Source organism: Devosia chinhatensis (assembly GCF_000969445.1).
Lineage (GTDB): Bacteria > Pseudomonadota > Alphaproteobacteria > Rhizobiales > Devosiaceae > Devosia > Devosia chinhatensis.
This window is the reverse complement of record NZ_JZEY01000061.1, coordinates 419648-432956: the sequence shown is the minus strand read 5'-3', so window position 1 is coordinate 432956 and position 13309 is coordinate 419648. Positions and strand designations below refer to the sequence as shown.

9 protein-coding genes are annotated in these 13309 nt (G+C 64.4%); 2 read left to right on the top strand and 7 right to left on the bottom strand.

The annotated features are described in order from the left end of the window. Positions 1-5 precede the first annotated feature (5 nt). The 4 genes from VE26_RS12415 to VE26_RS12400 form a co-directional block, all read right to left on the bottom strand. Positions 6-1595: an L-aspartate oxidase gene (locus VE26_RS12415; RefSeq protein WP_046105569.1), complete on the bottom strand. Its 1590-nt coding sequence runs from the start codon at positions 1593-1595 to the stop codon at positions 6-8. A gap of 199 nt (positions 1596-1794) precedes the next feature. Next, positions 1795-2646 (bottom strand): fumarylacetoacetate hydrolase family protein, encoded by an 852-nt coding sequence (locus VE26_RS12410; RefSeq protein WP_046105568.1) that lies wholly within the window; start codon positions 2644-2646, stop codon positions 1795-1797. 84 nt (positions 2647-2730) lie between these two features. Continuing rightward, positions 2731-3165: an RbsD/FucU family protein gene (locus VE26_RS12405; protein WP_046105567.1), complete on the bottom strand. Its 435-nt coding sequence runs from the start codon at positions 3163-3165 to the stop codon at positions 2731-2733. Positions 3166-3181: 16 nt separating this feature from the next. Next, a complete protein-coding gene (locus VE26_RS12400; RefSeq protein WP_046105566.1) occupies positions 3182-3931 on the bottom strand; it encodes a GntR family transcriptional regulator in 750 nt (249 codons plus the stop codon). 132 nt (positions 3932-4063) lie between these two features. On the opposite strand from VE26_RS12400, the gene VE26_RS12395 reads away from it, so the two are divergent. After that, positions 4064-5617 (top strand): UxaA family hydrolase, encoded by a 1554-nt coding sequence (locus tag VE26_RS12395; RefSeq protein ID WP_244465693.1) that lies wholly within the window; start codon positions 4064-4066, stop codon positions 5615-5617. Between the two features lie 38 nt (positions 5618-5655). On the opposite strand, the gene hpt is transcribed toward VE26_RS12395, so the two are convergent. Beyond that, entirely contained in the window at positions 5656-6198 is a 543-nt protein-coding gene (hpt, locus tag VE26_RS12390) for a hypoxanthine phosphoribosyltransferase (protein WP_046105565.1), read from the bottom strand. Positions 6199-6331: 133 nt separating this feature from the next. Here hpt and VE26_RS12385 point away from each other — a divergent pair, with 133 nt between their 5' ends. Continuing rightward, positions 6332-6574, top strand: coding sequence for a DUF982 domain-containing protein (locus VE26_RS12385; RefSeq protein WP_046106300.1), 243 nt, complete (start codon positions 6332-6334; stop codon positions 6572-6574). A 46-nt stretch (positions 6575-6620) separates the two neighbouring features. Here VE26_RS12385 and VE26_RS12380 read toward each other — a convergent pair whose 3' ends face one another. Beyond that, entirely contained in the window at positions 6621-8048 is a 1428-nt protein-coding gene (locus VE26_RS12380; protein ID WP_046105564.1) for a glutamate synthase subunit beta, read from the bottom strand. Positions 8049-8203: 155 nt separating this feature from the next. Further along, positions 8204-12937, bottom strand: coding sequence for a glutamate synthase large subunit (gltB, locus tag VE26_RS12375; protein ID WP_046105563.1), 4734 nt, complete (start codon positions 12935-12937; stop codon positions 8204-8206). Positions 12938-13309: the final 372 nt, after the last annotated feature.

Genomic DNA, 13309 nt, shown 5'->3' with positions numbered 1-13309 from the left:
GCGCGCTAGCCGGCTTCGGCGCGGATGGCGAGCGCCTCGGCCAGTGTCATTTCCGTGTGGTGTTCCCAGCTTTCGCTCGGCTCGGGGAAGTCGGTGCGGAAATGGCCGCCGCGGCTTTCGGTGCGCTGGAGGGCGGCGGCGGCGACCAGGGTGGCCGACGTCGTCATGTTGAGATAGGCGCTGGTGACCTGCTCGGCATGGGCTTCGAGATCGGCGATGCGGCGCAGGGCCTGGCGCAGGCCATCGGCATCGCGCTCGACCCCGACGAGATCGGTCATCAGCCCGCGCAGGTCCTGGACGGCACGGGTATTGCGCAGGACGGTCTCGGCGCGGTTGCCTTCCTCTTCGTCCCATTCGATGCCCTTGAAGGGAGCGAGGTCGCGGGCGGGTTCGAGCCCGCCGATATCCTCGGCAATGCGGGCGCCATAGACCACTGCCTCGAGCAGGGAATTGGAGGCCAGGCGATTGGCGCCGTGCAGGCCCGTGCAGCTGGCCTCGCCGCAGACCCAAAGGCCCGGCAGGGAAGAGCGGCCGCGCTCGTCGACCTTGACGCCGCCCATGTGGAAATGCGCGGCGGGGGTGACCGGGATCATCTGGGTGACCGGGTCGATGCCGGCATCGCGGCAATAGGTGCTGACGGTGGGAAAGCGGGTGAGGATGTCTGCGCCCAGAACCGTGCGCGTATCGAGAAAGACCTGCCGGCCGGACTGGATCTGGCGGAAATTGGCGCGGGCGACGATGTCGCGGGGGGCGAGCTCGGCATCGGGATGGATGGCGGGCATGAAGCGCTCGCCCAGATCGTTGAGCAGGATCGCGCCTTCCCCGCGCAGGGCCTCGGTGGCCAGCGGAGCCGGATCGGCATGGGTGAGGATGGCGGTGGGGTGGAACTGGACGAATTCGGGATCGGCGATGACGGCACCGGCGCGGGCAGCCATGCCCATGGCGTGGCCCCGGACGCCCGGTGGATTGGTGGTGACGGCATAAAGCCCGCCCAGGCCCCCGGCCGCCAGGATCGTGGCGCGGGCGCGGATGAACACCGGCTCGGAATAGCGATCGCCCAGCCGCCGGCAATAGACGCCGACGACCCGACCGTTTTCGCGCGCAAGGCTGAGGGCGGTGATGCCCTCGACGACGCGGATGGAGGGGGTGTTGCGGACCTGGGCGATGATGGCCTGCATGATGGCCCAGCCGGCACGGTCGCCCTCGACCTTGACGATACGGTTGGCGGAATGGGCCGCTTCCCGGCCGAGCTCGAAATTACCGAAATCGTCCCGATCGAATGGCGTGCCCCAGCGCGCCAGATCCTCAATGCGGGCAACCGCCTCGGCGGTGACGCTGGTGGCAATGCCGTGATCGACGATGCCGGCGCCGGCCATCTCGGTGTCCTGGGCGTGGGCATGGGGGCTGTCGTCCTTGCCGATGGCGGCGGCGACGCCCCCTTGCGCCCAGGCAGACGACGCGCCGGTGCCGAGCGGCTTGGGCGACAGGACGGTGACGGGGCGGGGGGCGAGCTTGAGCGCGGTAAAAAGACCGGCCAGACCGGCGCCGACAACGAGGGCGCCATCGGCGTAAAGCGTATTGTCGAACGTGGTCATGGCGGCTCCGAGGCGATCAGCGCAGGCAATGGCGGTCGTCGTCACCACCGGCTCGGTGCCGGTGGTCCATGCTCCGCAAGATGGATTGCCGGGACGAGACCGGCAATGACGGTGTGGCTATCTTGGCGAACGCCCTCCGCAGGCAACCTGCGACAGTGTCCCGCGAAACGAGCGCAAAAGGCCCCGTGAAAACCGGCGGTCAGGCGCCATAGGCCCTGACATTCTGGGTCTGCTCGCCCAGCCCGTCTATGCCCAGGCGCATGACATTGCCCGGCTTGAGCCAGACGGCTTCGGGCTTGACGCCCATGCCGACGCCCGGCGGGGTGCCGGTGGAGATAATGTCGCCCGGCTGCAGGCTCATGAACTGGCTGACATAGGACACCACATGGGCGATGCCGAAGATCATGGTGCGGGTGGAGCCGTTCTGGTAGCGCTTGCCGTCGACTTCCAGCCACATGCCCAGGTTCTGCGGATCGGGAACCTCGTCGGTGGTCACAAGCCAGGGGCCGATGGGACCGAAGGTATCGCAGCCCTTGCCCTTGTCCCAGGTGCCGCCGCGCTCGGTCTGGAAGTGCCGCTCGGAAATGTCGTTGATGAGGCAATAGCCAGCGACATGGTCGAGCGCGTTGTCCTGATCGACATAGCGGGCTTCCTTGCCGATGACGATGCCGAGCTCGACTTCCCAGTCGGGCTTGATAGCGTTCTTGGGAATGATGACATCGTCATTGGGGCCGATAATGGCGCTGGTGGCCTTCATGAAGATGATCGGCTCATCGGGAATCTTGGCACCGGTTTCGGCCGCGTGGTCGGCATAGTTAAGCCCGATGCAGATGAACTTGCCGACATTGGCGACGCAGGGGCCGATGCGCTCGCCGGCGTCGAGGCGCGGCAGCAGGTCGATATCGGTTGCCCGGATGCGGGCCATGCCTTCCGGCGTCAGCGCGATGCCGCCGATGTCGGAAACCACGCCGGAGAGGTCGCGGATGGAACCGTCTTCAGCGATGATGGCAGGCTTTTCGGCGCCCTTGGCACCGACGCGAAGCAGTTTCATTTGCGGATCTCCCTAAAGTGGCCCTGTCTTAGGGCTGACATGTCAGTGTGTCGAGGGCGGAAATCCGCCCCCTCAAGTCGAGGTTCAGCCGACGGGTCGGATGACGCCCTTCTTGAGAATGATGTTGCCGTAAAGCCGCGCCTCGCCGGTCTGGACGATGGCTGCGGCCTGGCGCGCCCGGTCGTAGAAGGCATAGCGCTCGATGGCGGAAAAGCGCCGGCCGGGCTCGTGACGGGCGAGGATGGTTTCGAACTCGCCGAATATGGGGGGACGCTCCTGGGCATTGCCGACCACCTGCATGCCGATGGCGGCCTCGTCGACGAAATCGTCGAGCGGCAGCAGCGTCAGGATGGCGTCGAGCATGGCGGTGGCCGAAAGGCCATCGGCGCGGTGCACGTCGGGGCCCAGGAACTCGGCGGGAAAGTTGGCATCGACGATGACGATTTCGTCGCCATGGCCCATGGCGCGCAGGGCCGCCAGCAGATCGGGACCGAGAATGGGCGGTATCAACTTGAGCATGCAGGGTCTCCTCGGCTCAGCCGAACGGGAAATCGTCGGTATCGGGCGTGAATTCAGCGCCATCGGCGAACAGGCCCGGCCGCTCGGCGGCGAAGGCGAAGAGCTCGACCATGACGGCGTCTATATGAGCACGAATGGCGGCAATGGCCTGGGCGGCGTCGGCGGCCAGGATACCGTCGAAAATGGCCTGATGCTCGGCAATGGTCAGCGCCAGCCGGCGCGGGGTGATGATGAGGCGGCGTGCCCGGTCGAGATTGGAGCGGGCCCGGTCGATGATGGCTTTGACCTTGGAAAGGCGCATACGGCGGAAAATGATGTCGTGGAAGTCGACGTCGATCTGGTGGAAGGCCTCGGCATCGTCGCGTCCGGCCGCTTCCCTTTGGGCCGCCATATTGGCGTGAAGGGCCGCGATGACCTCGTCGTCGTGCTTGCCGATGAGGACGCGCAGCGCCTCGCTTTCCAGTCCCTTGCGGATGAGCATGTATTCGCGGACATCGGCAATGCGCACCAGTGATACGGTAGAGCCGCGCTGAGGCGCGATGTCGACCAAGCCTTCTTCGGCAAGGCGCGCCAGCGCTTCGCTGACCGGAAAACGCGACACGCCCAATTGGCTGCAAATCGCCGACTTGTCGAGGCTGGCGCCGGGTGGCAGGGCCAGGGTGACGATGGCCTGACGCAGGGTGTTGGTGACGTCCTGGGTGACGCTGCCGCGCGAAAAAGTGCCCGCAGCGGGCAGAAAGTCATAGGGACCGGCTTCCGTTTTCATGCTAACATGTTAGTTAGTGATGCGGTGAAAGACAATGCTGCTGATCCCCTGATGCCCCTGGTATCGGGGGTAAACCAAGGCAGAGCAAAGCACCACACGATTTTTCCCGAGGCCCCCCGGAAGACCCTTGCCATGACCGAGACCATGACCCGCCCGCCAGAGGGCAAAACGCTGGTCCTCAATTCTGCCGACAATATCGCCGTCGCGCTGGCGAACCTGGAGGTCGGCACGCAGACCGCCCAGAACGTCGCCATCGTCCGGCGGGTGCCGCGCGGGCACAAGTTCGCCACGAAAGGGATCGGGGCAGGGGAAGCGGTGGTCAAGTTCGGGCAGATCATCGGCTTTGCCAAGGAAGCCATTCCCCCGGGCGACTGGGTGCACGAGCACAATTGCGGCATGGGCGGGCCGGACGGATCGCTGACCCATGATTATGCCTTTGCCGAAGGCGCCCTGCCGGTCGACTTCGTGCCGGTGGCGCAAAGAGCCACGTTCGAAGGCTATCGCCGCGCCAATGGCGATGTGGGCACGCGCAATTATATCGGCATCCTGACCTCGGTGAACTGCTCTGCCACCGTGGCCAAGTTCATGGCCGAAGCCATCAACCGCTCCGGTATTCTCGCGGATTATCCCGAGATCGATGGCGTCATCCCGTTCGTGCACGGCACCGGCTGCGCCATGGACCTGCAGGGCGAGGGCTACCAGATCTTCCGGCGGACCCAATGGGGCTACACGTCCAACCCCAATCTAGGGGCGGCGCTGCTGGTGGGCCTGGGCTGCGAGGGCTTCCAGATCGACCGGATGAAGCAGGCCTATAATCTCGAGGAAACCGATACCTTCCAGACCATGACGATCCAGGAGATCGGCGGGACGCAGAAGATGATCGACTGGGGCGTCGAGCGCATCAAGGCCATGTTGCCGGTGGCGGCCAAGGCGCGGCGCGAAACGGTTGACGCGAGCCACCTGACGCTGGCGCTGCAATGCGGCGGTTCGGACGGCTATTCGGGGATCACCGCCAATCCGGCATTGGGGGTGGCGGCCGATCTGCTCGTGCGCCATGGCGGTACGGCGATCCTGTCGGAAACACCGGAAATCTATGGCGCCGAACACCTTTTGACCCGGCGCGCCGCATCGCGCGATGTCGGCGAGAAGCTGATCGAGCGCATCCATTGGTGGGAAAAGTACACGAGCCGCAATGGCGGGGAGATGAACAACAATCCCTCGCCGGGCAACAAGCTCGGGGGACTGACCACCATCCTCGAAAAGTCGCTGGGCGCGGCAGCCAAGGGCGGCACGAGCCCGCTCAACGCGGTCTATAAATATGCCGAAAAGGTCACCGAAAAGGGGTTCGTGTTCATGGACACGCCGGGCTTCGATCCCGTGTCGGCCACTGGACAGGTGGCGGGCGGCGCCAATATCCTGGCTTTCACCACCGGACGCGGCTCGGCCTATGGCTGCAAGCCGGTGCCCTCGATCAAGCTCGCGACCAATTCGGATATCTATGGCCGCATGCAGGACGACATGGATATCAATTGCGGCGATATCGTCGAGGGTGTGTCCATCGCGGACAAGGGACAGGAGATTTTCGATCTCCTGCTGCGCGTGGCATCGGGCGAAAAGACCAAGTCCGAGGCCTTGGGCTATGGCGACAACGAATTCGTGCCCTGGCAGGTCGGCGCGGTGATGTAGAGCCTTTCCGGCCCCACCGGTCCTCACCCGAAAGGTGGCTATTCCTGCGTGAACCTGACCTTGCCGATATGGGGCAGGTTGCGGTTGCGCTGGGCATAGTCGATGCCGTAGCCGACGACGAATTCGTCGGGAATGTCGAAGCCGATCCAGCGGGCAGGCACCTCGGCTTCGCGGCGCGAGGGCTTGTTGAGCAGGGCGCAGACTTCCATGCGGCGCGGATGGCGCGTGCGCAGGATTTCCAGCACGTGGCTGAGGGTGTGGCCGGTATCGATGATGTCCTCGACCACCAGTACGTCGCGGCCGGCGATCTCGCCGCGCAGGTCCTTGAGGATGCGCACTTCGCGGCTCGATTCCATGCCGTCGCCATAGGAGGAGGCCTCGAGAAAATCCACCTCCACCGGCAGGTCGATCTCGCGCACCAGATCGGCAATGAAGATGAACGAGCCGCGCAGGAGGCCGACAACGACGAGCTTGTCGGTGTCGCTGAAATTCTCGGTGATCTCGGCGGCCAGCGCCTCGACGCGGGCAGCAATGGCCTTGGCGGAGATCAATTGGTCAACGACATAGGGCGCTTGGGACAAGGGAGATTCTCCGGGGCATCGACAGGGCTGTTGAAGCACTCATCGCCGGGCCGGACAAGGGCAACATCACCGATCATTGTGCGGAACCGGCGTGCGCCTGGCTCCGTTGGCGAAAAACACAATGAGGTTCGCCATGCTCGATGCCATCCATACCTGGGACAATCCGGTCATCATCTCGCTGGGAGGGGAGCAGGTGATCGTGCGCACGCCGGCCCAGGCGCGCAATGTATTGCTGCTCGACTGGCCGGCCGAGCGCAGCGACAAGCACAAGATTGCCAGCGGCTTGTGCAAGGCGGCGATGGAGGGCGACGACCCGGGCCCGTCCTATTGGGCCTTCATCGAGGCAACGCTGGAAGCCGGAATTTTCGTCAAATAAGTGCGCAAGACGCCACCCGGCCGACTGGAACGGGTGGCGGCCTGGCCTAGCGGGGCAGGGCGGTCTTGCCCATCAGATCGAAATCGATGGAGCGGGCAGCCTGGCGGCCTTCGCGAATGGCCCAGACGACGAGGGACTGGCCACGGCGCATGTCGCCGGCGGCATAGACCTTGGGAACGGACGTCTTGTAGCTCATCGTATCGGCAAAGAGATTGCCGCGCTTGTCGAGATCGGCGCCGAGTTCGGTCAGCATGCCGTCCTGAACCGGGCCGGCAAAGCCAATGGCAAAGAGCACGAGATCAGCCTTGATGACGAATTCGCTGCCCGGAATGGGCTGGCGCTTGCGGTCGACACGGGCGCATTCGACGCCGGTGACGTGACCCTTGGCGTTGCCGATGATCTTCATGGTGCCGGCTGAGAATTCGCGGATGGCGCCTTCGGCCTGGCTCGAGGAGGTGCGCATCTTGACCGCCCAATTGGGCCAGTTGGTCAGCTTGTTCTCGAGCTCGGGCGGCATGGGGCGGACGTCGAGCTGGGTAACGGCAATGGCGCCCTGGCGGAACGAGGTGCCGACGCAGTCCGAGGCGGTATCGCCACCGCCCACGACCACGACATGCTTGCCCGCAGCCGAGAGCTGGAATTCGTTGCTGACATCCTCGCCACCGACGCGACGGTTCTGCTGCACGAGGAAGGGCATGGCATAGTGGACGCCGGCGAACTGGTTGCCTTCGACCTCCACCGCACGCGGCTTTTCGGCGCCGCCGGCGAGCAGGACCGCATCGTGGTCGCGCTGCAGGTCGGAAAGCGGGGTGGTAACGCCGACATTGACGCCGTAATGGAAGGTGACGCCTTCGGCTTCCATCTGGGAGACGCGGAAGTCGATATGGTCCTTTTCCATCTTGAAGTCGGGAATGCCATAGCGCATGAGGCCGCCCGCCTTGGGCTCGCGCTCATAAAGGTGGACGTCGTGGCCGGCGCGGGCGAGCTGCTGGGCGGCGGCCATGCCGGCGGGGCCGGAACCGACCACGGCGACCTTCTTGCCGGTCTTGTGGGCCGGGACCTGCGGCTTGACCCAGCCGGCGCGGATGGCCTTGTCGGCAATGGCCTGCTCGACCGTCTTGATGGCGACGGGCGTGTCCTCGAGGTTGAGCGTACAGGCTTCCTCGCACGGGGCGGGGCAGATGCGGCCGGTAAATTCGGGGAAATTGTTGGTCGAGTGCAGGTTGCGCGCCGCCTCTTCCCAATCCCCGCCATAGACCAGGTCGTTCCAATCGGGGATCTGGTTATGGACCGGGCAACCGGTATCGCCGTGACAGAAGGGAATGCCGCAATCCATGCAGCGGGCCGCCTGGTCGGTGACCCGGCTCTCGCTCAGCGGAATGGAGAATTCGCCCCAATGGCGGATGCGATCGGAAGCCGGTTCGTAGCGCGGTTCTTCGCGGTCGATTTCGAGAAAGCCTGTGACCTTACCCATGGCTTCTTCCCTACCTCATGTGCAGCGCTTTGCGCTTTCAACTTACTCTGGGGGTCATCCCCGCAAAAGCGGGGATCGGTGTCTGACGCCTGGCATCTGCGACAGGGATTCCCGCATACGCGGGAATGACCCGGTGGTTTGGCTCGGAGCCGTTCTTACTCGGCCGCCACGTGAGCGCCACCCGAAGCGCGCTTCTTTTCCATCTCGAGGATGGCGCGGCGATATTCGACCGGCATGACCTTGACGAATTTCGGGCGCATCTCGGCCCAGTTTTCCAGGATCTGCTTGGCCCGGGTGGAGCCGGTATAGTGCAGATGGTTGGAGATGAGCTGGTGCAGGCGCTCGTCGTCGTGCTTGGTCATGTCGCCGGAAATGTCGACGCGGCCATGCCATTCGAGGTCGCCACCATGGTGGTGGATCTTGCGCATCAGGTCTTCTTCTTCCTGAACCGGCTCGAGATCGACCATGGCGAGGTTGCAGCGGGAGCGGAAGCTCTCGTCCTCGTCCAGCACATAGGCGACGCCGCCGCTCATGCCGGCCGCGAAGTTCCGGCCGGTGGGGCCGATGACGACGACAAGACCGCCGGTCATGTATTCGCAGCCGTGATCGCCGGTGCCCTCGACCACCGCAATGGCGCCCGAATTGCGCACCGCGAAGCGCTCCCCGGCAATGCCGCGGAAATAGCACTCGCCCGACGTGGCGCCATAGAGCACGGTATTGCCGACGATGATGGACTTCTCGGGCACGATGCCGACCTTGTCGGAGGGCCGCACCACGATACGGCCGCCGGAAAGACCCTTGCCCACATAGTCATTGGCGTCACCGATCATGTCGATGGAAATGCCCTTGCCCAGGAAGGCGCCGAAGGCCTGGCCTGCCGTGCCGCGCAGGGTGATCGAAATCGTGTCCTCGTTGAGCCCCTCATTGCCGTATTTCCTGGCAAGAGCACCCGAGAGCATGGCTCCGGCCGAACGGTCGCGGCTGCGGATGGGCAGGTCGATCTGCACCGGCGTGCCGCTTTCGAGCGCGGGCGCGGCCAGCTCGATGAGCTTGCGGTCGAGCACGGATTCGAGGTGGTGGTTCTGCACTTCCGAATGGAACAGCGTGTCACCCCCGATCGGATCGGGCTTGTGGAAGAGCCTCGAGAGATCGATGCCCTGGGTTTTCCAGTGGTCATCGGCGCGGCGCTGGTCGAGCAGGTCGGCACGGCCAATCAGCTCGTTGAGCGTACGGGCGCCCAGGCCGGCCATCAGGCCGCGCAATTCCTCGGCGACGTAGAAGAAGTAGTTGATGACGTGCTCGGGCGTGCCCTTGAAGCGCTTGCGCAGCACCGGGTCTTGGGTGGCGACGCCAACCGGGCAGGTGTTGAGGTGACACTTGCGCATCATGATGCAGCCGGCCGCAATCAGCGGCGCGGTGGAGAAGCCGAACTCGTCGGCACCCAGGAGGGCGCCGATCAGCACGTCCCGACCGGTCTTGAGACCGCCATCGACCTGCAGCTTGACGCGGCTGCGCAGGCGATTGAGCACCAGGGTCTGATGGGTTTCGGCGAGGCCGATTTCCCACGGGCCGCCGGCATGCTTGAGCGAGGTCAGGGGCGACGCACCCGTTCCGCCGTCGAAGCCGGAAATGGTGATGTGATCGGCACGCGCCTTGGCAACACCTGCCGCCACCGTTCCCACGCCGACTTCGGACACCAGCTTGACCGAGATATCGGCCTGCTCGTTGACATTCTTGAGGTCGTAGATCAGCTGAGCGAGATCTTCGATGGAATAGATGTCGTGGTGCGGCGGCGGGCTGATGAGGCCCACGCCGGGGGTCGAGTGACGGGTCTTGGCGACGATCCAGTCGACCTTGTGCCCCGGCAGCTGGCCGCCTTCGCCGGGCTTTGCACCTTGGGCAACCTTGATCTGAATCTGGTCGGAATTGACCAGATATTCGGTGGTGACGCCGAAGCGGCCGGAGGCGACCTGCTTGATGGCGCTGCGCAGCGGATTGCGCGAGCCATCGGGCAGGGGCTTGTAGCGGTCGGGCTCCTCGCCGCCTTCACCGGTATTGGACTTGCCGCCAATCTGGTTCATGGCGATGGCGAGCGTGGTATGGGCCTCGCGGCTGATCGAGCCAAAGCTCATCGCACCGGTGACGAAACGACGGACGATCTCGGCTGCCGGCTCGACCTCATCCAGGCTGACGGCCGGGCCGACGGGGCGGATGTCGAAGAGGTGGCGAATGGCCAGGTAGCCGTTCTCGCCGGTATTGGCGCGGTTGGCGAAGCTGTCATAGCGCGCCTGGGCGGTTTCGGGCGCCTCTTCGGCGGTGCGCACGGCATGCTGCAGATCGGCCACGAGGTCGGGCGACCAGGCATGCTTTTCACCGCGGATGCGATAGGCATATTCGCCGCCGACATCGAGCGCCTTGCGCAGCACCACGTCGTCACCGAAGGCCTCGGCATGGCGGCGCACGGTTTCCTCTGCCACTTCGGAAAGGCCGACACCCTCGATGGAGGTGGCGGTGCCGAAGAAGTACTTCTTGACGAACTCGGAATTGAGACCGACCGCGTCGAAGATCTGGGCGCCGCAATAGGACTGGTAGGTCGAGATGCCCATCTTGGACATGACCTTGAGCAAGCCCTTACCCACGGACTTGATGTAGCGGTAGACCACTTCCTCGGCCGAGACTTCGGGCGGATATTCGCCCTCGGCATGAAGAGCGGCCAGCGCCTCGAAGGCGAGATAGGGGTTGATCGCCTCGGCGCCATAACCGGCCAGCATGGCGAAATGGTGCATTTCGCGGGCTTCGCCGGTTTCGACGACGAGACCGGAAGAGGTGCGCAGACCCTTGCGGATCAGGTGGTGGTGCACGGCGGCGGTGGCCAGCAAGGCCGGGATGGCAATGCGATCGGCAGCCAGGAGCCGGTCGGAAAGGACGATGATGTTGTATTCGCCGCGCACGGCCGCCTCGGCGACCTCGCAGAGATCGGCCAGCGCCTTTTCCATCCCCGCCGCGCCTTGGGAGGCGTGGTAGGTGATGTCGAGCGTGCGCGTCTTGAACTGGTTGTCGGCCATGTCACCGATGTCGCGGATCTTTTCGAGATCCTCGTTGGTGAGAATGGGCTGCCGCACTTCAAGGCGCTTTTCGCGGGAGACGCCTTCCAGATCGAAGATGTTGGGGCGCGGGCCAATGAAGGAGACCAGGCTCATCACCGATTCCTCGCGGATCGGATCGATGGGCGGGTTGGTCACCTGCGCGAAGTTCTGCTTGAAATAGGTATAAAGGAGCTTGGACTTGTTGGAGAGCGCCGACAGCGGGGTGTCGGTGCCCATCGAGCCCACGGCTTCCTGACCGGTCGTGGCCATCGGGGCCATGAGCAGCTTGACGTCTTCCTGGGTGTAGCCGAAGGCCTGCATGCGATCGAGCAGGGAATCGGTGCTGGTCGGGGCCTTGGGCTGGGTAGCCGGCAGGTCTTCGAGCACGATCTGGCTGCGGGCGAGCCATTCGGCATAGGGATTGCTGGTGGCGAGCTGCTTCTTGATCTCGTCGTCGGAGATGATGCGGCCTTCCTCGAGGTCGATCAAAAGCATCTTGCCCGGCTGCAGGCGCCAGCGCTCGACGATATCCTCGTCTGGAATATCGAGCACGCCCGATTCAGAGGCGAGGACGACGTGCCCTTCCTTGGTGACGAGATAGCGGGCCGGACGCAGGCCATTGCGGTCGAGCGTCGCCACGACGTAGCGTCCATCGGACAGCGACATGGCGGCCGGACCGTCCCAGGGCTCCATCAGGGCGGCATGATATTCGTAAAAGGCGCGGCGCTGCTCGTCCATCAGCGGGTTGCCCGCCCAGGCCTCGGGGATCAGCATCATGGCCGCGTGCGGCAGCGAATAGCCGCCGCGCACGAGGAATTCGAGCGCGTTGTCGAAACAGGCGGTGTCGGACTGGCCCTCATAGGAAATCGGCCAGATCTTGGTGATGTCGTCGCCGAACTTGGGCGAGGAAACCGAGGCCTGGCGGGCCGCCATCCAGTTGACGTTGCCGCGAATGGTGTTGATCTCACCATTGTGGGTGGTCATGCGATAGGGGTGGGCCAGCTTCCAGGACGGGAAGGTATTGGTCGAGAACCGCTGGTGCACGAGGGCAATGGCGCTTTCGAAGGTCTCGTCATGCAGGTCGGTATAAAAGGCGCCCAGCTGGTCGGCCAAGAACATGCCCTTATAGACCAGGGTCCGCGCGGACAGGGACACGACATAAAAGCCGTTGTCGCTGTCGCTCTCAGGCACTTCCTTGTAGACGGTGTTGGAAATCACCTTGCGCACGATGAGCAGCTTGCGCTCGAATTCGTCGAGGGACAGGCCCTCGGGGCGCGCCACGACCATCTGTTCGATGATGGGCTGGGTGGCGATGACACCTTCGCTGAGACGGGAATTGTCGGTGGGCACGACGCGCTCACCCAGAAGCGTCAGACCTTCGCCAGCCAGGCAGCGACGCACGACGTCGGCGCAGCGGTCGCGCAACGCCACCACATTGGGGTAAAAGATCATCGCCACGGCGTAGTGGTGCTTTTCGGGCAGGGCGAACGGCATGACCTTCTGGATGAAGGCATGAGGGGTCTGCACCAGGATGCCGGCGCCATCACCCATGAGCGGGTCGGCACCCACGGCACCGCGATGTTCGAGGTTCTCGAGGATTTCGAGACCCTTCTCGACCACTTCGTGGCTGGGCTTGTTCTTGATGTTGGCGATCATGCCGATGCCGCAGGCATCGTGCTCATTGGCGGGGTCGTAGAGGCCCTGCGCCGCCGGACGTCCGTCCACGCGCTTGCCATCGAGGATCAAGGTTTTGGTTTTGGCAGTGCTCGACTGGGCGGGAATTCCGGTCCGTACGTTTGCCATGGCTCAACCTCATCTCTGTTCGGCGCCCGCTGGGGGCTATTGCTGTCGCGTGCGCATCCTGTTGTTGCCGGTTGTCCGGCCCGCTGGATGCATCCTTGTCCTCTTGGGCACAGTGTTCAGGCGGGTCGTACTACACAGTACGGCTCGAATGAGCAAATGTGGCCATGCATGGGGAGCGGCACTGCATCCAAATGGCCGCTCATAATTCGAGCTCGGGCGGGGTCTTGGGGGCCAAGCCTGCCGTCGTTAGCTCCGCCTGTCCGTTTCCGCTATCGACTAGCGGTCCAGCCGGACCAGCGCGCGCGCTGGCCGCGGAGAGCGGGGCGACGCGTCAGATAGGACAGATATACTGCCCTAACGACGGCACATTTG

What these genes read in the sequence shown, in the direction of transcription:
- gltB (WP_046105563.1), bottom strand. Translation starts at nt 12,937, where the DNA reads ATGGCAAACGTACGGACCGGAATTCCCGCCCAGTCGAGCACTGCCAAA.
- VE26_RS12395 (WP_244465693.1), top strand. Translation starts at nt 4,064, where the DNA reads ATGACCGAGACCATGACCCGCCCGCCAGAGGGCAAAACGCTGGTCCTC.
- VE26_RS12415 (WP_046105569.1), bottom strand. Translation starts at nt 1,595, where the DNA reads ATGACCACGTTCGACAATACGCTTTACGCCGATGGCGCCCTCGTTGTC.
- VE26_RS12400 (WP_046105566.1), bottom strand. Translation starts at nt 3,931, where the DNA reads ATGAAAACGGAAGCCGGTCCCTATGACTTTCTGCCCGCTGCGGGCACT.
- VE26_RS12385 (WP_046106300.1), top strand. Translation starts at nt 6,332, where the DNA reads ATGCTCGATGCCATCCATACCTGGGACAATCCGGTCATCATCTCGCTG.
- VE26_RS12410 (WP_046105568.1), bottom strand. Translation starts at nt 2,646, where the DNA reads ATGAAACTGCTTCGCGTCGGTGCCAAGGGCGCCGAAAAGCCTGCCATC.
- VE26_RS12380 (WP_046105564.1), bottom strand. Translation starts at nt 8,048, where the DNA reads ATGGGTAAGGTCACAGGCTTTCTCGAAATCGACCGCGAAGAACCGCGC.
- VE26_RS12405 (WP_046105567.1), bottom strand. Translation starts at nt 3,165, where the DNA reads ATGCTCAAGTTGATACCGCCCATTCTCGGTCCCGATCTGCTGGCGGCC.